General features: G+C 64.7%; 21 protein-coding genes. 8 read left to right on the plus strand and 13 right to left on the minus strand.

Translation table 11 applies throughout. The annotated features are described in order from the left end of the window. Positions 1 to 23 precede the first annotated feature (23 nt). The 4 genes from NUH86_RS08195 (at position 24) to NUH86_RS08210 (ending at position 4,798) form a co-directional block, all read left to right on the plus strand. On the plus strand, positions 24 to 1,298 hold the full coding sequence (locus tag NUH86_RS08195; RefSeq protein WP_267251958.1) for a sodium:proton exchanger: 1,275 nt from the start codon (positions 24 to 26) through the stop codon (positions 1,296 to 1,298). Between the two features lie 117 nt (positions 1,299 to 1,415). Further along, positions 1,416 to 1,901 (plus strand): signal peptidase II, encoded by a 486-nt coding sequence (lspA, locus tag NUH86_RS08200; protein ID WP_267251959.1) that lies wholly within the window; start codon positions 1,416 to 1,418, stop codon positions 1,899 to 1,901. Further along, the gene (locus tag NUH86_RS08205; protein WP_267251960.1) at positions 1,901 to 4,057 is read left to right on the plus strand and encodes an NAD(+) synthase; all 2,157 of its coding nucleotides are present in this window, start codon (positions 1,901 to 1,903) and stop codon (positions 4,055 to 4,057) included. Before lspA ends, NUH86_RS08205 begins: the two co-directional genes overlap by 1 nt. A 141-nt stretch (positions 4,058 to 4,198) precedes the next feature. Continuing rightward, positions 4,199 to 4,798 (plus strand): MAPEG family protein, encoded by a 600-nt coding sequence (locus NUH86_RS08210; protein ID WP_267251961.1) that lies wholly within the window; start codon positions 4,199 to 4,201, stop codon positions 4,796 to 4,798. 85 nt (positions 4,799 to 4,883) lie between these two features. Here NUH86_RS08210 and NUH86_RS08215 read toward each other — a convergent pair whose 3' ends face one another. The 13 genes from NUH86_RS08215 to NUH86_RS08275 all read right to left on the minus strand — a co-directional run bounded on the left by NUH86_RS08215 (position 4,884) and on the right by NUH86_RS08275 (position 17,463). Further along, complete coding sequence (locus NUH86_RS08215) at positions 4,884 to 5,156, minus strand: hypothetical protein (protein ID WP_267251962.1); 273 nt, start codon at positions 5,154 to 5,156, stop codon at positions 4,884 to 4,886. Positions 5,157 to 5,328: 172 nt separating this feature from the next. After that, positions 5,329 to 5,718: a copper-binding protein gene (locus NUH86_RS08220; protein ID WP_267251963.1), complete on the minus strand. Its 390-nt coding sequence runs from the start codon at positions 5,716 to 5,718 to the stop codon at positions 5,329 to 5,331. Positions 5,719 to 5,735: 17 nt separating this feature from the next. After that, positions 5,736 to 8,873 (minus strand): efflux RND transporter permease subunit, encoded by a 3,138-nt coding sequence (locus NUH86_RS08225; RefSeq protein ID WP_267251964.1) that lies wholly within the window; start codon positions 8,871 to 8,873, stop codon positions 5,736 to 5,738. Further along, a complete protein-coding gene (locus NUH86_RS08230) occupies positions 8,870 to 10,357 on the minus strand; it encodes an efflux RND transporter periplasmic adaptor subunit (RefSeq protein ID WP_267251965.1) in 1,488 nt (495 codons plus the stop codon). Before NUH86_RS08230 ends, NUH86_RS08225 begins: the two co-directional genes overlap by 4 nt. Continuing rightward, positions 10,354 to 11,583: a TolC family protein gene (locus tag NUH86_RS08235; RefSeq protein ID WP_267251966.1), complete on the minus strand. Its 1,230-nt coding sequence runs from the start codon at positions 11,581 to 11,583 to the stop codon at positions 10,354 to 10,356. The genes NUH86_RS08230 and NUH86_RS08235 overlap by 4 nt, the downstream gene beginning before the upstream one ends. A gap of 134 nt (positions 11,584 to 11,717) precedes the next feature. Continuing rightward, positions 11,718 to 12,008 (minus strand): hypothetical protein, encoded by a 291-nt coding sequence (locus tag NUH86_RS08240; RefSeq protein ID WP_267251967.1) that lies wholly within the window; start codon positions 12,006 to 12,008, stop codon positions 11,718 to 11,720. A 102-nt stretch (positions 12,009 to 12,110) separates the two neighbouring features. After that, a complete protein-coding gene (locus NUH86_RS08245) occupies positions 12,111 to 12,503 on the minus strand; it encodes a hypothetical protein (protein ID WP_267251968.1) in 393 nt (130 codons plus the stop codon). Positions 12,504 to 12,531: 28 nt separating this feature from the next. Further along, positions 12,532 to 12,978, minus strand: coding sequence for a DUF411 domain-containing protein (locus tag NUH86_RS08250; RefSeq protein ID WP_267251969.1), 447 nt, complete (start codon positions 12,976 to 12,978; stop codon positions 12,532 to 12,534). Positions 12,979 to 13,128: 150 nt separating this feature from the next. Beyond that, complete coding sequence (locus NUH86_RS08255; RefSeq protein ID WP_267251970.1) at positions 13,129 to 14,274, minus strand: copper resistance protein B; 1,146 nt, start codon at positions 14,272 to 14,274, stop codon at positions 13,129 to 13,131. After that, entirely contained in the window at positions 14,271 to 16,133 is a 1,863-nt protein-coding gene (locus NUH86_RS08260) for a copper resistance system multicopper oxidase (RefSeq protein ID WP_267251971.1), read from the minus strand. The genes NUH86_RS08255 and NUH86_RS08260 overlap by 4 nt, the downstream gene beginning before the upstream one ends. Before the next feature lie 54 nt (positions 16,134 to 16,187). Beyond that, positions 16,188 to 16,751 carry an RNA polymerase sigma factor gene (locus NUH86_RS08265; RefSeq protein WP_267251972.1) on the minus strand — a complete coding sequence of 188 codons (564 nt, stop codon included), beginning with the start codon at positions 16,749 to 16,751 and terminating at the stop codon, positions 16,188 to 16,190. After that, the gene (locus NUH86_RS08270; RefSeq protein WP_267251973.1) at positions 16,748 to 17,188 is read right to left on the minus strand and encodes a periplasmic heavy metal sensor; all 441 of its coding nucleotides are present in this window, start codon (positions 17,186 to 17,188) and stop codon (positions 16,748 to 16,750) included. The genes NUH86_RS08265 and NUH86_RS08270 overlap by 4 nt, the downstream gene beginning before the upstream one ends. Beyond that, positions 17,185 to 17,463: a hypothetical protein gene (locus NUH86_RS08275; RefSeq protein WP_267251974.1), complete on the minus strand. Its 279-nt coding sequence runs from the start codon at positions 17,461 to 17,463 to the stop codon at positions 17,185 to 17,187. Before NUH86_RS08275 ends, NUH86_RS08270 begins: the two co-directional genes overlap by 4 nt. A 131-nt stretch (positions 17,464 to 17,594) precedes the next feature. Here NUH86_RS08275 and copC point away from each other — a divergent pair, with 131 nt between their 5' ends. The 4 genes from copC (at position 17,595) to cueR (ending at position 21,746) form a co-directional block, all read left to right on the plus strand. Then, positions 17,595 to 17,981 carry a copper homeostasis periplasmic binding protein CopC gene (copC, locus tag NUH86_RS08280; RefSeq protein WP_267251975.1) on the plus strand — a complete coding sequence of 129 codons (387 nt, stop codon included), beginning with the start codon at positions 17,595 to 17,597 and terminating at the stop codon, positions 17,979 to 17,981. A 3-nt stretch (positions 17,982 to 17,984) separates the two neighbouring features. Continuing rightward, on the plus strand, positions 17,985 to 18,908 hold the full coding sequence (gene copD / locus NUH86_RS08285) for a copper homeostasis membrane protein CopD (RefSeq protein WP_267251976.1): 924 nt from the start codon (positions 17,985 to 17,987) through the stop codon (positions 18,906 to 18,908). A gap of 73 nt (positions 18,909 to 18,981) precedes the next feature. Continuing rightward, entirely contained in the window at positions 18,982 to 21,363 is a 2,382-nt protein-coding gene (locus NUH86_RS08290) for a heavy metal translocating P-type ATPase (protein ID WP_267251977.1), read from the plus strand. Further along, complete coding sequence (cueR, locus tag NUH86_RS08295; protein WP_267251978.1) at positions 21,360 to 21,746, plus strand: Cu(I)-responsive transcriptional regulator; 387 nt, start codon at positions 21,360 to 21,362, stop codon at positions 21,744 to 21,746. Before NUH86_RS08290 ends, cueR begins: the two co-directional genes overlap by 4 nt. Positions 21,747 to 21,755: the final 9 nt, after the last annotated feature.

The raw sequence follows: 21,755 nt of genomic DNA on the forward strand, positions 1-21,755 counted from the left end.
GGCCGGAATGAGGATCGTTCGTGGTGACTGACACTCTTTCCGCTTCCCCTCCGCGGCCGTCGTTGCGCCGCTTTGCGCTGTTGCTCGCGCTGGTCGGGGTGGTGATGATTCCCGCCGTGATCTTGCGGATCGAGGGCTGGCGCCCGAACCCGCTACTCGACACGTTCGTTTTTGGCGCGGCCATTCTGGCAGCGGGCTTCCTCCTGTCATGGGGCGCTGAGGCGGCCGAGAAACGCATTTCGGCAGGGCTGATCGTAGCGATCGTCGCGCTGATCACCGTGCTGCCCGAATATGCCGTCGACTTTTATTACGCCTATTCGGCGGGTGCGAATCCTGGATCGAATTACGTCCATTATGCCGCAGCGAACATGACCGGTGCGAACCGGCTGCTCGTGGGCCTCGCATGGCCGTTGCTCGTGCTGCTTCATTGGCGGCGCACGCGGGAGCGCGCGATTTCGCTGCTGCCCGCGAACCGGACCGAGATTCTCTTCCTGCTGCTTCCAAGCATCTACGCCTTCGTCATCGTCGCAAAAGGCCGGATTTCACCGATCGACACCGTCGTGCTGGTCGCGCTGTTCGGCCTGTATATGTGGCGCGCCAGCCGGAAGGAGACTGGTGCGGACGCCGATGACGATGACGACGAAGAGCCCGGCCCGGCCGCCGCGCTCATGCTGCTTTCACCTCTTCGCCAGTGGTTGGCGATGGGAACGCTGACGATCGTCGCAGCCGCGATCATTCTTGTATCCGCCGAGCCTTTCGCCGAATCGATGATCGACTCGGGTCGCCTTTTGGGGTTCGACGAGTTCTTGCTGATCCAGTGGCTTGCGCCGCTCGCGAGCGAAGCGCCCGCCGTCGTTGTAGCCGCGCTGTTCGTGCTGTCGGGCCGCTCCGAGACCGGGCTAGCGACGATGATGTCCGACAAAATCAACCAATGGACCCTGCTTGTCGGCATGTTGCCGCTGGCCGTCGGCTTGGGCGCGGGGCACCTCACGAGCCTCCCGCTCGACGCACGCCAGCACGAGGAGTTTTTCCTTACCGCCGCGCAATCGCTATTCGGGATCGGCTTGCTACTTCGTTTTCGTTTAAGTCTGGCAGGTGCGGCTGCTTTGGCTATCCTTTTCATAGTCCAGGTGACCCTGGCGGTGATTTGGCAGAGCGACGAACCTCGCATCGTCAACACACTGACATGGCTAGCATGGGGCTACCTGGTACTCGCGGCTATCTTGTTCCTGACGAACCTCCAAGCTCTTGCTGCGCTGTTCAGCAGAACCGGGCGCCGAGACGGTCAACGTGGTTGAACCACCACCCGGCGCGTCCGCAAGCAGCGTGAGTTCGTTGTGTAATCATCCCGTCACTGCGATCCAGACGACCCGACATCAAGGCCCAGGGATGCGCCACCCCTGGAGGACAGGTCGATGAGGAGCGCCGCCGCGTGGCTGGGCGCAGGGCTCGCCTTGACCGTCGACCAGGTAACGAAGTCGGCGGCTTTCCAGGTCGTCGCTAACCACGGCGAGATACAAGTCGCTCCCTTCCTTAATGTCACGTCCGGCAGGAACACTGGCGTTGCATTCGGGCTCGCCACGGGGGGCGACCCGATCCTGCTGATAGCAGTCGCCGCGGCCGTTGTGGCAGTCGTACTTGTCATGATCGTTCGGGCGGCAAGTCCTCTCTGCCGCGCAGCTCTGGGCATGATCCTCGGCGGTGGCATCGGGAACATCGCAGACAGGCTGAGATTCGGAGGCGTTCGGGACTTCGTCGACCTCCACTGGGGCGGATTGCACTGGCCGACGTTTAACCTGGCCGATGCGTTCATCACCGTAGGCGTCGTGATCGTGCTCATCGCTAGCGATCCGTCCGACAGGAAGTCGGAGCCACGATCCACCCACCGTGGAGACAAGTGATGTCGGGAACGGAAATGAACGAGCGAGCGCCAGCCAAGGCAGCCGACTTCCTGTCGATCTACCAGCAAGGTTTCGTGAGGGTCGCCGCCTGCCGTCCCATCTGCAGAATCGCGGAACCGGCGTTCAACCTCGAAGAGACGCTGAGACTTGCCCGCGAGGGGAGCGATGAAGGGGTCGCGTTGATGGTCTTCCCGGAGCTCGGGCTGTCGGGCTATTCCATCGACGACCTCCTCCTTCAGCGGGCGCTGCTCGACGAGGTCGATAGGCGACTCCTGGAGCTGGTCGCCACGAGCCGCGATCTCCGTCCGGTTCTCCTCGTTGGGGCACCGCTCCGCCGTGAGGGGCGTCTCTACAACTGCGCCGTCGCCGTCCATCGGGGTCGGATCCTCGGCGTCGTGCCGAAGGGGCACCTACCCAATTACCGCGAGTTCTACGAGAAGCGGTGGTTCGCCTCCGGGCGGGACGTGCGCGGCGAGATCCTCATCGGAGGCGAGCCCACCCCGTTCGGGATGGACCTCCTGTTCCAGGCGGAGGACGTCGACGGCCTGATCTTCCACACCGAGATATGCGAGGACGTCTGGGCGCCCGCACCGCCCAGCGACTTCGCGGCGCTCGCCGGCGCGCTGATCCTGACGAACCTCTCTGCCAGCAACATCGTGGTTGGGAAAGCGGACACGCGGCGGCGCCTCTGCGAGATCCAGTCCGGCCGCTGCTGGGCTGCCTACATCTACTCGGCGGCCGGATCCGGGGAATCGACGACCGATCTAGCCTGGGATGGCCAGGCCTGCATTTACGAACTCGGGGCTCAGCTCGCGGAGACGGAGCGCTTCAGCGCTAAGTCCCAGATGGCCGTCGCGGACATCGACATTGAGCGGCTGCAATTAGAGCGCATGCGAACCGGCACGTTCAACGAGGCCGCGATCGCCAATGGCATGCCAGACCGGCGCTTCCGACGCGTGTCCTTCCGCTTCGAGCCGCCGCAGGGCAACATAGGCCTGCGGCGATGCATCAATCGCTTCCCCTTCGTGCCCGACGACCCAGCCCGTCTCGACCAGGACTGCTACGAGGCATTCAACATCCAGGTGACTGGGTTCGCGCAGCGGCTCGAGGCGACCCGGATAGGCAAGATCTGCATCGGCGTATCCGGAGGGTTGGATTCGACCCACGCCTTGATCGTCGCGGCGAAGGCATTTGATTTACTCGGGCGTCCACGCACCGACATCCTCGGCTTCACCATGCCCGGCTTCGCCACCAGCAGCAGGACCAGGTCCAATGCGCACGCGCTGATGAGAGGGCTTGGCGTGACGGCCGAGGAAATCGACATCAGGCCGCTGGCCATTCAGATGCTGAGGGATCTGCGGCACCCGTTCGCGAGCGGCGAGCCGGTCTACGACACGACCTTCGAGAACGTGCAGGCGGGGATCCGGACCGACCTCCTGTTCAGGGCCGCCAATCAGCGTGACGGCCTGGTGCTCGGGACCGGCAACATGTCGGAACTAGCGCTTGGCTGGTGCACCTACGGCGTCGGCGACCAGATGAGCCACTACAATGTGAACGGCTCGCTTCCGAAGACCCTCATCCAGCACCTCATCCGGTGGACGGCGTCGAACCGCCTGATCGACGCCGAAGTGACCGACATTCTGCTCGACGTGCTCGGGACGACGATATCGCCGGAGCTCATCCCGCAGGCGTCCGAGGGCCAGTCACAGAGCACCGAGGACAAGATCGGTCCTTACGAACTCCACGACTTCTCGATCTACTATCTCACCCGGTTCGGGCTGCGACCCTCCAAGATCGCCTTTCTGGCGCTTCACGCCTGGCAAGATGCCGCTGCGGGCAACTGGCCGCCGGGCTTCCCGGAGGAGCAAAAGCGATCCTACAGCATATCCACCATCCGCGACTGGCTCGACGTCTTCCTGCGCCGCTTCTTCGCCAACCAGTTCAAGCGATCCGCCCTGCCGAACGGACCGAAAGTCACGACAGGCGGCTCGCTGTCGCCGCGCGGCGACTGGCGCGCCCCCTCGGACGCCGACGGCCAGATCTGGATCAACGAGCTGCGCAGCAACGTGCCCGAAGACCTCAAAACGGCGGGTGAGGATGCTTCGACGCAGGATCCGCCGAAGGTGTCCACGGAGGGCAGACCCATTGTCAGATGACGTCCGCGCCCGACCGTCCCGCAGATTGAGAAGCACCGCGACAGCGCCATTCCGAGAACGCCGAATAGGCAGCCGGGCGTGAGCGACAGAGGCGTCGTTTCGGGGCGGCCCCAACGAAGCCCCCCCACGAGGTGGCGAGGAGTGATCGGCAGCAAGCTGGAGCGAACAACGATGGCGGAGCATGCAAAGTCCGTGGACATGGCCGCAGAACGGTCGGGCATCCGTAGACGGGCGGCGGCGGCTTTCCTGCTGTGCGCAGTGGTCCTGGGCGTGGCCACCTTGTGGCTGCCCGAACAGATAGAGCTGCCACGTGAGACCGCCCCGCGGCTTGCCTTCGCCGCCCGCGCAAGCCTCCTCGTGATGCTGTGGGTTGCCGTCGGTGTCGGCATGGTGTCGACCATCCGGCGTTACTCAGCACCGGACAATCCGGGTTCGGCCTTCGCCCCGCCAAGCGAACGGCTGAAGGTGCCGCTCGCGTTCCTTCAGAACACGCTCGAGCAGGCTACGATGACGAGCGTCGCCTTCCTCGCGCTCGCCACTGTCGACGGCGACGCTCCGCTCGGCTTCATTATGGGTGCCGTGGTCCTGTTCGCGGCGGGAAGGATCACGTTTCTGCGCGGTTACCCGCTTGGAGCGACCGGCAGAGCCTTCGGAATGGCGATGACGGCACTGCCCACCCTCGCCGCGTTCGCCTGGATCTTAATCGACATCTGCGCCGACCTGACCCGCGGCGCCGTTTAGCTTGGCCAAAGCGTGCTCGCGCCGAACAATATGGCCGACAGGATCGCCAGCAACACGCCCGGCGCGGGCATTTTTGGATATCAACTCACACCCGGATCCTGGCTTCGACCTGCCCGGCAAATTCGGTCATTTCGGCATATTCGGCAGCGCTGGTCACCCTGCCGTCTGAAACCGCCCCTGAATAGTCGACCGCGATATAGTCGAGCAGGCGCCAGGTCGTTTGCACTTCGGCGTCGCTGGCCGACGCGCGTGCGGGCAGCGACAGCGTTAGCGCCGCGAGGATCAGGATGAGCCATCGCATCGAGAACGGCCGATGAGCGACAACAGCGGTGGAGGCAGCAAGGTGGCCGGAGCGCATCGACGAGTCTCTTGTTAAGAATGGTTCGCGGTTTGCACCCTCTAGCAGCTAGAGGGTCAAGCCCAATTTCCGAAAACCGGCGATCGGAGCCCAGACCACCGACCGCAGTATGAGCACAGAAGATTTGCGCCGACTGCGGCCGTTGGATGTCTTCGCGACAATGGCTCGTGGGCTACTTCTTGCTGATGGCCGTCACCTCGCCGGTATTGCCGGTCAGCGTGAGATCAAAATCGACCTTGTCACCGACCTTGGCCGCATCGGTGATCGCCGGGGCCGCCTTGAACGCCATCGTCATCGCCGGCCACTTGGCTTCGGGGATCGGGCCATGATCGAGCGTGATCGTGCCTGCGGCCTTGTCGATGGCAGTGACCGTGCCATGGCCCTTGGCCATGATCTGCGCAGGGGCCGCCGGCGCCATCGCCATATTGCCCATGTCGCCGCTCATGGCTGCGGCGGGCGCCGTCTGGTTGGTCTCGGTCGCGATTGGCGTCTCCGCCTTCTTGCCGCAGGCGGCAGTCAGGGCGGCGAGGCCGAGGGCAATGGTCAGTCGTGCATAGTTCATGGTCTTCTCCTTGCAGGTTAAACGGGTTGAGGTATCGGCTTGGTCTTCGGCCGGCGCAGCAGCAGATAAGCGGCGGGTAGGACGAACATGGAGAGCAGCGGCGCGGTGAGCATGCCGCCGATCATCGGTGCGGCGATGCGGCTCATCACCTCTGAACCCGCGCCCGATCCGAGCAGGATCGGCAGCAGGCCGGCGAGGATCACCGCCACCGTCATCGCCTTGGGCCGGACTCGCAGTAGCGCGCCTTCGCGCACCGCCGTTTCGACCTGAGCCGCATCCGGGGCTGGACCGCGATCCTCATAAGCGTGCTTGAGATAGATTAGCATCACCACACCGAACTCGGCGGAGACGCCGGCCAGCGCGATGAAGCCGACCCCGGTCGCCACCGACTGATGATAGCCAAGCAGATAGAGGAGCCAGATGCCCCCAGTGAGCGCAAACGGCAGCGTGCCCATGATCAGCGCCGCTTCGTCGAAGCGCCGAAAGATCATGTAGAGCAGAACGAAGATGATGAGCAGAGTCGCGGGCACGACCAGCTTGAGCTTCTCGACCGCCCGCTGGAGATATTCGAACTGGCCGGAGTAAGCGATGCTGACGCCAGGCGAGAGCCTGACCTGTTTCGCGACTGCACGCTGGAGGTCGCCGACCACCGAGGCGAGGTCGCGTCCGCGCACGTCGACATAGACCCAGGTCGAGGGCCGCGCATTCTCGGTCTTGAGCATCGGCGGGCCTTCGGCAATCGATACATCGGCCACGGTGCCGAGCGTGATCTGCTGGCCCGACGGGGTGAGGACCGGCAATGTCCGCAGCCCTTCGAGGCTGTCGCGCAGCTCGCGCGGATAGCGCACGCTGATCGGATAGCGGGCCAGCCCCTCGACTGTCTCGCCGATCGTCTCGCCGCCGATCGCGCCCGAGACGATCGCCTGCACATCGGTGATGTTGAGCCCGAACCGTGCGGCGGCGGCCCGGTCGATATCGACATCGACATAGCGCCCGCCGGTCAGCCGTTCGGCGAGGGCGGAGGAAACGCCCGGCACGGTCTTGGCGACCGTCTCGACATCATGCGCGATGCGATCGAGCTGGGCGAGATCGGCGCCCGATACCTTGACCCCGATCGGGCTCTTGATGCCGGTCGCGAGCATGTCGATGCGGTTGCGGATCGGCGGCACCCAGACATTGGCGAGGCCGGGCAGCTTCACCGTGCGGTCGAGTTCGTCGACCAGTTTCTCCGGCGTCATTCCGGGACGCCATTGGTCGCGGGGCTTGAACTGGATCGTCGTCTCGAACATCTCCAGCGGCGCCGGATCAGTCGCGGTCTCGGCGCGACCGGCCTTGCCGAACACGCTCTCGACCTCGGGCACCGTCTTGATCAGCCGGTCGGTCTGCTGGAGCAGTTGCGAGGCCTTGGCCGCAGAGAGGCCCGGCAAGGCCGAGGGCATGTAGAGCAGGTCGCCCTCGTCGAGATTGGGCATGAATTCGCCGCCAAGCCGGGTGAGTGGCCAGGCGGTCGTCGCGAAGACCAGCGCAGCGATCACCAGCACCGCCTTGGGTTTTCGCATCGTCCAGTCGATCGCTGGCCGATAAAGATCGGTCAGCCAGCGGTTGACCGGATTGGCCTGCTCGGCGGGGATGCGACCGCGGATCAGCCATCCCATCAGGATCGGCACCAGGGTCACCGACAGGATCGCCGCCGACGCCATCGCATAGGTCTTGGTGAAGGCGAGTGGCGCGAACAGCCGGCCTTCCTGCGCCTCCAGCGTGAACACGGGAATGAACGACAGCGTGATGATCAGCAGGCTGAAGAACAAGGCGGGCCCGACCTCGGCCGCCGCCTCGGTGACGACGGTCCAGCGCATCTCGCCCTCGAGATGCTTGCCAGGATGCTCCTGCTCCCAGCGCTCGATCTTCTTGTGGGCATTCTCGATCATCACCACGGCCGCATCGACCATCGCGCCGATGGCGATGGCGATACCGCCGAGCGACATGATATTGGCGTTCACTCCTTGGAATCGCATGACGACGAACGCCGCCAGCACGCCCAATGGCAGGGTCAGGATCGCGACCAGCGCTGAGCGGACATGCCAGAGGAACAGCCCGCAGACGATCGCGACGACGATGAACTCCTCGATCAGCTTGTGGGTGAGATTCTCGACGGCGCGATCGATGAGCTGCGAACGGTCATAGACCGTCACCACCTCGACGCCGGGCGGCAGGCTTTTCTTGAGATCGGCGAGCTTGTCCTTGACCGCCGCGATCGTCTCACGCGCGTTCTTGCCCGAGCGAAGGATCACCACGCCGCCGGCGACTTCGCCCTCTCCGTTCAGTTCCGCGATGCCGCGCCGCATCTCGGGGCCGATCTGGATGGTTGCGACGTCGCCGAGACGCACGGGTACGCCACCGGCCGCCGTCTTCAGTGGAATCACCCGGAAGTCGTCGAGCGTCTTCAGATAGCCCGAGGCGCGGACCATATATTCGGCCTCGGCCATTTCGAGCACCGAGCCGCCCGCTTCCTGATTGGCCTGTTGGATCGCCTGGACCGCCTGTTGGTGGGTGATCCCGTAAGCGGCGAGCTTCACCGGATCGAGCAGCACCTGGTATTGCTTGACCATGCCACCGATGCTTGCGACCTCGGCGACGCCGGTCACGGTCTTCAATTCGTAGCGCAGGAACCAGTCCTGAAGCCCACGGAGCTGCGACAGGTCATGCCGGCCGCTCCGGTCGACTAGCGCATATTCATAGACCCAGCCGACCCCGGTGGCGTCAGGGCCGAGCGCGCTGCGAGCGCTCGGCGGCAAGCGCCCCTGCACCTGATTCAAATATTCGAGCACGCGGCTGCGTGCCCAATAGAGATCGGTCCCGTCCTCGAAGATCACATAGACGAAGCTGTCGCCGAAGAAGGAATAGCCGCGCACCGTCTTGGCGCCGGGCACAGACAGCATGGTGGTGGTCAGCGGATAGGTGACCTGGTTCTCGACGATCTGCGGCGCTTGCCCCGGATAGGAGGTGCGGATCACGACCTGCACGTCGGACAGGTCGGGCAGCGCATCGATCGGGGTCGAGCGCACCGCCCACAACCCGGCGCCGACCAATGCCAGCATCGCGATCAGGACGAAGAAGCGGTTCCTGACCGACCAGCGGATGAGATGGGCGATCACTGGCCAGCGACCTTCACCATGCGCCGCACGGTCGGCCCCGCCGGTGGCCGGTCGAACCCGAAGCGGACGCGGTCGCCGGCCTTCAGGCCCCGCACGACCTTCGGATCGGGAAGCTGGAACGTCATCGTCATCGCCGGCCAGCTGATGGCGGGCACCGGCTCATGGCTGAGCGTCACCGAATTGGCGGTGATCTGCTCTATCTTGCCGACGGTCTCGTAGAGCGCGGCCGTAGCTGCTGGTTTGACGGCAGCCGTCGGCGTGCCCCCGATCGGCCGCGCCTCCACGCCCGAGAGGCTCGCCTCGGAATCAATCAGGAACTGGCCCGACGCGACGATCTTCTCCCCTTCGCCGAGGCCCGCCAGGATCTCGGTGTCGCCGCCGGATTCACGGCCGGTCTGCACTTCGGCAGGCCGGTAGCGCCCCTTGTCTAGTGCGAGCATCACCAATGTCCGCTTGCCGGTGCGGATCAACGCTTCGGATGGCACCAGCAGCGCCGGTTGTGCGCTGCCGCCGAACGACACGGTGGCGAACATGCCGGGACGCAGACGCCCGCCGCGGTTGGGAAGCTCGATCCGCACGGTCAGCGTCCGGCTATCCGCCTGTGTCTGGGGCAGGATCGCGGAAACACGGCCCGACAAGGTCTCGCCGGGAAATGCCGCGAGCGTTGCCTGCACGGTTTGCCCGGGCCTGAGCGGACCGGCGATCGCCTCGGGCACGGCGGCGTTGAGCCAGACCGTGCCGAGGCCGTTGACCTCGGCGAGTGTCTGCCCCGCCGTCATCGTCATCCCTGCCCGAACGTCCAATGTCTTGATGACCCCACCGGTCGGCGTGGAGATCGTCACCACGTTATGCGGTCGCCCCGTCCGCTCGACCGACGCGATCGTGCCAGACGGCATTCCAAGCAGCGCGAGCCGCTGGCGCGCCGCCTGGATCAACGCTGCGTTCCCGGAGCGGCGAACCGCAAGAAACTCGGCCTGTGCGCCCGCCCATTCGGGAACGAGCAGATCGGCAAGCGGGGCACCGGCGCCGATGATGTCGCCGGGCGCACGGGCATAGACACGGCTAACGAACCCGCCCGCGCGCGCCTGGACGATCGCGACATCGCGCTGATTGAAGTCGATCGTGCCGGTGGCGGTGAGGCTACTGGCGAGCTCCCCGCGGCGCGCCGCAACTGTGCGGAGCCCCAGCGTTTGCGAGGTCGCCGGATCGATCCGCACGCCGGGTGCGTCGCCCCCGCCTTCGTCGGCATATTTGGCGACAAGCTGCATATCCATGAACGGCGATTTGCCCGGCTTGTCGAAATGCTGCGACGGCACCATCGGATCGTACCAGTAGAGCGCCTTACGGCCGGGATCGGCTGTTTGCATGTGAGCGGTTTCACTCCCACCGAGATGAGCGATGCCATAACCTGCGCCGCCGGCAACGAGCGCTAGCATTGCTGCAGCAAGTCCGAGCCGGGCGCGCGGTGATATCTCAAGGCTCATTGGTCGGCGCTCCGATAGGTGAGGGTCAGCCGCGCGCCGTCGGCGACGACCAGGGCTTCGCGGTCGAGGGCAGTGAGGGTCGCGTCGGCGAGCGCGGCATAGGCGTCTGCGACATCGACGAGACTCGCGCGTCCAGCGCCGTAGCTGGCAGTCTCCAATTTGACGCGCTGGTCGGCAAGCGGCTGCAGCGTGTCCCGCGCGCGCATCCACTGCTCATGATGCATGATATGATCGGCGAGATCGGCGTCGAGGTCGGCGGCGAGCGCGCGGCGGGTGGCCTCGCGTTCGACCAGGACCCGCCCGGCATTGGCCTGGGCCGCGGCGATCCCGGCATTCTGGCGATTGCGGGTGAAGAACGGCAGGCTGACGGTTATACCGGCAGAAACATAATCGCCGAACCGGGGATCGCGCCGTTGATAGGCCAGGTTGACGCCGAAGTCGGAGCGCCGTCCGGCGTCGGCCAGGCGAACATCGGCATCCGCTTGCCCCGCCTGGGCATCGATCATCCGGATCGTGGGCTGGCGATCGAGTCCTGCGCGCAGGGTTGCCGCATCGACCGCAAAATCGGGGATCGGTCCGGCGATCTCGGGCGCGGGATCGCCGGTCCAGCGGGTCAGCGTCGCGCGTGCCCGCGCCACATTCGACACCAGTTCGCTGCGGCGATCCTGCATGGCGGCGACCGCCTGCTGCCCGGCGAGGGTCTGCGCCGGCCGCGCATTGCCCGAGGCGACAGCGCCCGGCGTCGTTCCGACCACGCGCTCGAGGCGGGACAGGACATCGTCGAGTGCAGCAAGTCTGCGTTCGGCATAGGCCAGGTTGATCCAGGCGAGCGCGGTGCCAACCTCGACCGTGCGGGCCTCGACCGCGGTATCGGCCTCGGCCGCCTTGATATCGCTATCGGCGCGCGCCTGCTGGGCATGGCGCTTGGCGAGATTGGGAATGTCCTGCGACACGCCGACCCGCGCCATCGTGAAATCGTCACGCTGCGGCTCGAACGCGAGCGGTCCCGAGATCGGGAAGCTCTCGACGCTCACGCCAAGCGTCGGGTCGGGCAGCGCGCCTGCCCCGCCGCGCGCGGACCGCGCGGCATCGGCGCCGAGCGCCTTGGCCTTGATCGACGGCGCTTCCTGCCGGGCGCGCTGGAGCGCAGCTTCAAAAGTGAGCGGCCCGGCAAACGCGATCCCGGGGATCGCCGCGAGCAGCGGCAGACATAGAAACAATCGCATGGAAAACTCCTGATCGAGCGATCAGGCCGACATCGCGCACTATGACGGGCATGTCAGTGGCGGCAGGATGGGGACATCCCGCCGCCACTGCTGGCCTAGCCGTCTATGCGACCTGAAGCGGCCAGAATCTGTGCCTAGCCAACCGAAGTGGCCGACGGCGATGCCATGCTGTGCATCTGCTTCATGCAATCAGCAGCGGCAGTGCTGCTCATCTTCATCATGTCGCAGTCGCAAGCCCCCACTTGCGTGGCATCAGGCACCCATACACGCCGCTGGGTAGGCCCCGTGGCACGCGGGCCATATTGCGGAACCGGCTTCCACTCATAGTGGCCGGACTGTTGGCTGTGGTCGGGTTGGCCGGCGAACGCGGCGACGGGTGCGGCAAGGGCGAGCCCCAGCAGAGCATAGAAAACACGGTTTTTCATGACTGTAATCCTTTGGCAAAACATCGTGGTAGCCGCAGATTGAGCAGGATGTTTGGTGCGCGACAGGCGCAACGATCCTGTCAGCCTGACGGCCGGTTTCGATCAGCCAAGGAGAGTCGGTGGTTCCGGTTCAGGAGTAAGATCACTGCCGCGCAGGACCGTGGTGGTTGTCCAGAAAGCCAGGGTTGAACCGGCTTCGCGGCTGCCAAGCACCGGTGCGTCATTGCGCACGGCCATGGGAATGAGGCAGCCCATCGCGGCGATGCAGGCCAGTGTCATGCCCTTGCACGGTTTCTGCGCAGGCTGCTGTTGCTGCGCCATCATCTTCATGCAGTCTTCGGACATGCCGGAAGCGGCCATACTCGACATCGCCATCGGCGCGGACGCCGCAGGCGGGCCGGACGCAAAGGCGGCTTCCTGGCCGAGCAGACCGATCAGGGCTCCAAGCAGGAGAAAGAGATGAAGCGCACGTTTCACAGCCGTAACCGAATACACCACTCATGATCCAGGGACAACGCCATACTCATCCGCCGTGGCGGGCGAAGATGGTTTCGCGGCCTGCACCAAAGGCAATGACATTGAAAGATTGGGCCGCCTGCCCGGGGACTTCCATGCCCGGTGATCCGACAGGCATGCCTGTTACGGCGAGACCGCTCACACCACGCGGACGCTGCGCGAGAAGGCGCTTCATGTCCGCGATGGGGACATGGCCCTCGAAAACCATACCATCGACGATCGCTGTATGACACGATGATAGCCGAGCCGGTACGCCGTGCGCGCGCTGAAAGGTGGATCGCTGCTGATCGTCGACGATGGATAAGCGCCGGTCGAATTGCTGACGGACCTGGGCAGCCCATTGCTCGCAGCAACCACAGCCGGGATCCCGGTGAACGACGATGTCCGCAGCCGCTATCGCAAGCGAAGGAACGCCGAGGGCGAGGCACGCTGCAAAGAGGGAGGCAGACTTCATGTCGTCATTCCTGTTCGTACGTTCGATAACCACCGCCAGCTGCGGCCAATTACGCACTTGACCCTATTATACAGCTGCGATGCCCTTATCGTTACATACGCAGCAGAAAGATCCATCCCTCAGAAAAACACATTGCACCGGCGACCGATGTCAAAACCAGCTTCTCAAGCCGATCACAAAGCTCGTCGTTCCGACATTCTTGCCGTCGAGCCGCGCATAGCGAGCTGTATCGCCAACTTTCCGATCATAGGACACACCGATATAGGGCGCGAACTCCCGCCTGATCTCATAGCGAAGCCGCAGACCCAGTTCGGCGTTCGATAGGCCCGAACCAATCCGGTTCTCGGGTACATCCTGCGCCGCGAAATTCAGCTCGACGCGCGGCTGGAGGATCAGGCGTTGGGTGATCCGCTGATCATAATAGCCCTCGGCTCGAGCGAGAACATCGCCCTTGTCAGACAGGAACAGCGCGCCTTCGATCTCAAACCAGTTGGGCGCCAGTCCTTCGATGCCGATGGTCGCATAAGTACGCGAGGGGTTCGGCTTGAAATCGTACCTGACACCCGCCTGCAGGTTCCAGTACGGATCGATCGCACGGCTGTAGAGCGCCTGCACTTCGGCGCTATCGACGCCGCCGCCCTTGAACGCCCCTTCGCCCTCGCTCTTGACGACCAACCGGTTGATGTCCCCGCCGAGCCATGCCTCTCCGTCCCAGCGAAAGCCGTCGCCGCCCTTGCGCGCCTGATACTCGGCCAGATTGAACATGACCTGGTGGAAGCTGCCGCCGCCATGCTCCCTGTAGAGATCGGTCCGCACGCGCGCCATTTCCGCAGCCGGAAAGGCGCGATCGGCATAATGGTCGGTCGGCGGCGCAGGCGCCGGGGCGGTGCCGGGCGCCAGGGCGGTGCCGCCCGTTCCATGGTCAGCCGTGCCTGGTCCCATCTCCATGCCGGGCATGGTGGCCATGTCGTGCTTTCCCGCGCTCACCGCCGCCGGAGCGCCGGGCATGGCCATCCCGGGCATCGTCGTCATGTCATGGTCCGCATGCGGATCTGCTCCCCCAGCGACTGCCGGAGCGGGCTTTGCGACGGCCGGACGCGCTGGCGTGGATGCCGACGCGCGCGGAACAGCGGGCAGCGGTCGTTGCGTCGGCGGCTTTCGCATTGTCGGCTTTGCCGCAGGCTTCTTCGGCGCCGGCATCTGCATGCCAGGCATGTTCGACTGGTCCATCGCCTGCGCCGCGACCGGGGCGGGGATCGCGAGCGGCGCGAGCGCAAGGAGAAGGATGCGGTTCATGCCGCGTCTCCGCGCGGACGGACCGAGACAACCTGCATCATCCCGGCGTGCATGTGGTAGAGCATATGGCAGTGGAACGCCCAGTCGCCGACCGCGTCAGTGGTGACGTCAAAGGTCACCTTGCCGCCCGGCAGTACGTTGACCGTGTGCTTGCGCGGCGCATATTCGCCATGGCCGGTCACCAACTCGAAAAAATGGCCGTGGAGATGGATCGGATGCGACATCATCGTGTCGTTGACGAGCGTCACCCGCACGCGCTCGTCCTTCAGGAAAGGGATCGGCGCCTTGACTTCGCTCATCTTCAGCCCGTCGAACGACCACATGTACCGCTCCATATTGGCGGTCAGGTGGATCTCCATCGCCCGGTCCGGCGCGCGTATATCGGGATTGCGCGTCAACGCCATCAGGTCGCGATAGACCAGCACCTTGTGACCGACATTTTCGAGGCCCTGGCCCGGATCGCCGGTGCGGTCCATCGCCATCGGTGCGATCGTCTGCACCCCCGGCCCCATGCGAACCTGCGGCGCATTCTTCGGGTCGCGCATGTTCATCCCGCCCATCGCGGAATGATCCATTCCGGCCATTCCGGCGCCGGCTTGCGGCGCCATGCCTGCCATCGCGCCAGCGGCTCCCGCCGCCATGTCGTGGCCCATCGCGGCATGGTCCATGCCGGCCATGCCGCTGTCGGGCTTGCTCAGGTCGATCGTGCCGCCGCTTGCTCCCGACATGTCCATGCCCGACATGTCCATCCCCATGTCCTTCATCGTGGCGACTGGCCGGGAGCGGAGCGGCGGCACTCCGGCGGCCATGCCTTCGCGCGGCGCCAGCGTTGCGCGCGCCAGGCCGGAGCGATCGACCGCCTCGCCGACGATCGTGTAGGCCCGTTCGTCGGTCGGCGTGACGATCACGTCAAAGGTCTCGGCGACCGTGATCTGGAATTCGTCGACCGTGACCGGACGCACATCCTGCCCATCGGCCTGGACGATGGTCAGCGGCAGGCCCGGAATCCGGACGTTGAAGATCGTCATCGCCGAGGCGTTGATGAAGCGCAGGCGCACCCGCTCGCCCGGCTGGAAGAGAGCCGTCCAGTTGTCACGCGGGCCATGGCCGTTGACGAGAAAGGTGTAGGTCGAACCCGTCACGTCGGACACGTCGGTCGGGTCCATCCGCATCTTGCCCCAGTCCATCCGCTCCTTGAGTGGCTGATCGCGGCCCGCCAGCAGCCCGGCCAGCGTCTGCTTCTGATAGTTGAAGTAACCCGCCTGCTGCTTGAGCTTCAGGAAGATCGCATGCGGGTGCATCGGACTGTGATCCGACAGGACGATCACATGCTCGCGGTCGTAGCGAACAGTATCCTCGCCCTCGGGGTCGATGACGATCGGGCCGTAATGGCCCATCTGCTCCTGCAGACCCGAATGGCTGTGATACCAGTAGGTGCCCGCCTGGATGATCGGGAATTCATAGACGAAGGTCGATCGTGGGCGGATACCTGGGAAGCTGATGCCGGGCACACCGTCGAACTGCGCCGGCACGAGCAGTCCATGCCAATGGATCGAGCTGTCCTCGTCGAGATCGTTGGTTACCGAAAGCCGGACTCTCGTCCCCTGTTTCAGCCGGATGAGTGGCGCCGGAATGGTCCCGTTGACTCCGATCGCATGGGTTTCGCGGCCATCGACCGTCATCATCTGGTGGGCAATTTTCAGTGCTATATCGGTACCGCTTACCGTTGGTAGCGGGCGGACGATTCCGGCTGACACCGGCTGCGCCCACGCCGGAAACCAGTTCGCGAGGGACAGCCCCGCACCGCCAAGCGCGGCGCCACGCAACAGCGACCGTCTATCGAGGTGGGAGATACGCATGGCAGGAAGGCCCCTGAATGAAAAAGCTATCGATCAGGATACGCATCCAGAGCATCAGTCCCTCAAACTTTCCTGCAATTTGGAACGCGCGCGATAAAGCCGCGTCTCGACCGCCTTTTCGCTGATCCCCAAAACCTCGGCCGTCTCGATCTGCGACAGCCCCTCGATCGTTCGCAGCACGAGGGTATCGCGCAGCGCCACGGGCAAGGCCCCGATCGCCGCCATCGTGCGCTTCAACTCCTGGCGGTCGGAAAGGAGTGCCTCGGGCGTCGCAGCATCGTCCGCGACCTGGCTCGCTTCGTCGATCGGGAGTGCAAACGACAACAGCCTGCGGACCGCGCGGCGACGCGCCCAGTCATGGCATTTGTTGATCGCGATGCGCGCGATCCACAGACGAAACGGTCGCGCGCCGTCATAACGGCCAAGCGCGGAAAAGGCGGACAGAAAGCTTAGCTGGGTGACATCGAGCGCCGCATCCGCGTCTCCGATGTGCCCACGGATCAGGCGATATACGTTGTCCCGATGGCGATGCATAAGTTCGCCATAGGCGGCCTGCCGACCGGCCAGAGCAAGCGCGGCCAGTTCGCCGTCCGTACAGCCGGCGACGTCGATCGTCACCGATCCTTGGCCGTGAGCGCCTTGACCACCGCGGAATCGAATTTGGCCGCCTGATCGGCGCGCAGCACGCTACGCATGGCGAAGATATGTTCGAGCGTCTCTTTCTGAAGCTGACCCATCGCCTGATGCGAGCGATCGACCGCCGCACTCACCTGGGGACCATAGCCATGCTCCGCCTCGATCGCGTCGGCGAGGCGCGCATTGTCCGCGCGAAGCTCGAGTTCGAGCGCCTGCTTGCGCACTGCGAACCGCCGTTCGATCTCCTCGATCCTCGCGTGCTGGCCGGAATCCAGTTCCAGCTGGCTGTGAAGGAGCGTGTGCAGTTCGGTTTCGACGGGCGTCTGTCGTGCCACATAAGCCCGCCCCACGAGCACGCCGGCAACTGCCGCGAAAAACGCGATCAGCGCGATGAGCAGCAGACGGCGACGGTCGTTCATTCGCTGCCGCCGAGGAGCGACGAGGGAACGAGCGCAGACGGCGCACCAAATGGCGTAACCGAGGCGGCTCTGACTGGGGTACCGGGAATGACCGAACTGGCAATCCCGATCGAAAGAGCCGCCAGCGCCGCCAGGCCGAAGACGCTTCCCGAAAGCGGTCGGGAGCCAAGCGCGCGAGACGTTAGGCCCTCCAGTACCGCGCCGTCGATCGCCCCCAATCCAGGATGGACGGGCAGTTCGCGCAGCCGCGCCAGCGCTCTATCAATATCGGTCATGCGTCAATCTCCACGCTCTCTACCGATACTACGCATCGGTGCCGGCGATCCCTCATAGCATATCGTCACAGCGCTATGAGGGGTGAGGCCCTACCCTGCGTATTCAGCAGGGAAACCAAGAGGAGTCCCCCATGAAGTCAGTTCACCTCATCGGTGCAGCCATTGCCGCCGCACTCGCGACCATCTCCGCTCCGGCCATCGCGCACCCGAAACTGATATCATCGACGCCGGCGGCGCAGGCGACCGTCACCAATACAACGCAGGTATCGCTGACTTTCAGCGAAACATTGATGGCGCCCGTGTCCGGGATCGACCTTGCCATGACCGGCATGCCCGGCATGGCGAACCACGCCCCGATGAAGATGGCCGGCTTCAAGACTTCGGTTGCCGCAAACGGCAAGACGTTGGTTGCGGTCTTTCCGCGCCCGCTGCCCGCTGGCACCTACAAGCTCGACTGGCATGCGGTATCGACCGACACGCACAAGATCACCGGAACGCTCGCCTTCACCGTCCGATAGGTCATGCTGGACTGGCTTCTGATTGCCACGCGGCTTGTGCTCTACCTCGATCTCGGCCTGTTGTTCGGTGCGCCCTTGTTCGGCCTCTATGCGCTGCGTGGCGATGAGCAAATCCATATGGTCCGGTTCAGGCCGTTGATCGGCAGTTTGGCGGCAGCCGGGATCATCGCGACCCCGCTGGGTTTCGGTCTGATGTCTGCCGCCATGAGCGGAACCGATCTCTGGAGCATCGACAGGAATATCTTGACGATGCTCCTGACCGAAACTGCGGTCGGCTGGGCCTTTGGAGTCCGCGAGGTCTCTCTCGTCCTGATCCTGGCGTCGGCAATGTTGGTGCGACGTCCTTCAACTGGCTCCCTGGCGGTCGTTTCGGCTCTGGCGGCGATCGCGGTCGGGACGCTTGCCTGGTCGGGTCATGGCGCCGGGACCGAAGGAACCAGCGGCCTGTTCCACCTCACCGGCGATATCGCGCACCTCCTTGCCGCGTCGGCCTGGCTTGGCGCGCTCATGATGCTCATCTTGTTGACGCTTCCTGCGCGGGTGACCGACGTCTCGCGGATCGAGGTCGCGCACCGCGCATTGAACGGGTTTGCAGGGGTCGGATCGGTCATTGTCGGACTGATCGTCATCACCGGACTTACGAATGGCCTTTACCTGGTCGGCATCGACAAGATCGCGAACCTTGCGACGGACCTTTGGGGCCAGCTGCTGCTGGCGAAGATCGCGCTGTTCGTCGCCATGCTGGTCATGGCGGCGGCCAACCGCTTCCGGCTTACGCCTCGCCTTGACGAGGCGATCGCGCACGGAAGTCCTGGCCGGGCGCTTTCAAGCCTGCGGCGGAGCATAGCGCTGGAAGCCGCGATGGCGATCACGATTCTTGCGTTGGTCGCGTGGCTCGGGACGCTGGAGCCCCTCGCCGCTGGATAGATAATTTGTAGCGGCCCTTGACCCTGACACGATGTCAGACCCTAGATAGGGGGCGTCGATAAGGAGAACGGGAATGTCCGAACCAAAATCCACGGCGCATGGCGGCCAAAATCATGCTTGCTGCGCTGGTCACGCGAAGAGCGCGCTCGTTCCCGCAGGTTCCGAGCAGGCCCTCGATCCCGTTTGCGGGATGACAGTCGATCCGGCGGCGACACAGCATCACGCCGATCATGACGGTAAGACCTGGCATTTCTGCAGTGCCGGCTGCCGCGCCAAGTTCGTTGCCGACCCGGCGCGCTATCTCGCCAGGGCCGATCGTACGGCGCCGGACGAACCAGCCGGCGCGATCTGGACCTGTCCGATGCATCCCGAAATCCGTCGGCCGGGGCCGGGAGCTTGTCCAATCTGCGGCATGGCGCTCGAACCTGAGGTCGCGACAGCCGACGCCGGCCCCAGTCCCGAACTTGTCGACATGACGCGGCGCTTCTGGATCGCTCTAGCCCTGACCGTGCCCGTGTTCCTGCTCGAAATGGGCGGGCATCTGTTCCCGGCGCTCCACCATCTCGTCCCCGAGAGGATATCGGGATGGATCCAGTTCGCGCTGGCCACCCCCGTCGTGATCTGGGCGGGCTGGCCATTCTTCCAGCGCGGCTGGGCATCGCTCCAGACACGAAACCTCAACATGTTCACGCTGATCGCGATGGGAACCGGTGTCGCTTGGGCCTATAGCGTGGTGGCCACGCTTGCCCCCGGGATATTCCCGGCGGCATTCCGCATGATGGATGGCACTGTCGCAATCTATTTCGAGGCCGCCGCGGTCATTACCGTCCTCGTGCTTCTCGGACAGGTTCTGGAATTGCGCGCCCGCGAGCGCACTTCAGGTGCGATCAAAGCCCTTCTCAATCTGGCACCCAAGACTGCCCGCCGGCTCCTGCCGGACGGTAGCGACGAGGAAGTCGCGATCGACTTGATCGCCGTTGGCGACAGGTTGCGGGTCCGCCCCGGCGAGAAGGTGCCTGTAGATGCGATTGTCGAGGATGGCCGCTCTTCGATCGATGAGTCTATGGTGACCGGCGAGTCGATGCCGGTGACGAAGACGGTCGATGCCCATGTGGTAGCGGGCACTATAAACCAAACGGGATCTCTCCTCATACGCGCGGACAAGGTTGGCCGCGATACGATGCTGGCGCGGATCGTCCAGATGGTGGCGGATGCACAGCGCTCGCGCGCGCCAATCCAGCGCATGGCCGACAAGGTTGCCGGGTGGTTCGTCCCTGCGGTGCTTGGCGTCGCGCTGCTCTCCTTTGCGATATGGGCAATATGGGGCCCTGAGCCGCGACTGGCGCACGGCCTCGTAGCCGCGGTCGCGGTGCTGATCATCGCCTGTCCCTGCGCGCTGGGCCTGGCGACGCCGATGTCGATCATGGTCGGGATCGGACGGGGTGCGGGCCTTGGCGTCCTGATCAAGAATGCCGAGGCGCTGGAGCGAATGGAGAAGGTCGATACGATCGTCGTCGACAAGACCGGCACGCTGACCGAAGGACGACCGTCGGTGACGAGCATCGTGCCGATGGAAGGCTTGTCGGAGCACGATCTTCTTCGCCTCGCGGCGGGCGTAGAGCGGGCGTCAGAGCATCCGCTGGCGCTCGCGATCGTCGTGGCCGCAAAGGATCGTGACATCGAAGCTCCCGAGGTCTCCGACTTTGACTCGCCTACCGGCAAGGGTGCGGTCGGGACCGTGGACGGCAAACGCATCTTTCTGGGCGGCGCGGCCTATTTCAAGGAGAATGGGATTGATGTGTCAGCCGCAGCTGCACGGGCCGATGAGCTGCGGGCGGACGGGGCGACGGCGATTTTCGCCGCCGTTGACGGCCGGGTCGCCGGGATTCTCGCCATTGCCGACCCGATCAAGGCAACGACAGCGGAGGCGCTGGCCGCCTTGCGAAAAGAGGGCGTGAGCGTCGTCATGCTGACGGGCGACAACCGGACGACCGCCGAGGCGGTGGCCCGGAAACTTGGCATTGAAGCGGTTGAAGCCGAGGTGCTGCCCGATCAGAAGAGCGCTGTCGTCCTGCGGCTACAACGCGAAGGCCATGTCGTCGCGATGGCAGGCGATGGGGTGAACGATGCGCCTGCCCTCGCGGCAGCGGACGTCGGCATCGCCATGGGTTCGGGCACCGATGTCGCCATCGAAAGCGCTGGAATCACGCTGCTCAAGGGCGATCTCAATGGCATCGTGCGAGCGCGGCGGCTGAGCGAGGCGACGATGGCCAACATCCGCCAGAACCTGTTCTTCGCCTTCATCTACAATGCCGCTGGCGTCCCCATCGCCGCTGGGTTGCTCTACCCGGTGTTCGGCATCCTGCTGTCGCCTGTCATCGCTGCCGCGGCAATGGCCCTGTCATCCGTCAGCGTCGTCACCAACGCGCTGCGCCTCAATCGGGTGACGCTGTGAACATCGGCGCGGCCTCCGACGCGAGCGCTGTGTCGCAGCGGATGATCCGCCATTATGAGAAGATCGGGCTTATCCCGTCGCCGCCGCGACGTGACAGCGGGTATCGTGACTATTCGCAAGCCGACGTGCATCGCCTGCGCTTCATCGCCAACGCCCGCGATCTCGGCTTTCCCATCGAGGAAATCCGCGTGCTGCTCGATCTCTGGTCTGATCGCGATCGCGCCAGCGCGGAAGTCAAGACACTGGCGGAATCGCGCGCCGCAGATCTCGGCCGGAAGGCGGACGCGCTCAATGCAATGCGCGAAGCATTGCTCGAACTGGCGAAGGCCTGCCACGGCAACGAGCGGCCCGAATGTCCGATAATCACGCGCCTGGCTTCCTGAGCCTATCTG

It is taken from the genome of Sphingobium sp. JS3065, assembly GCF_026427355.1.
Taxonomy (GTDB): Bacteria; Pseudomonadota; Alphaproteobacteria; order Sphingomonadales; family Sphingomonadaceae; genus Sphingobium.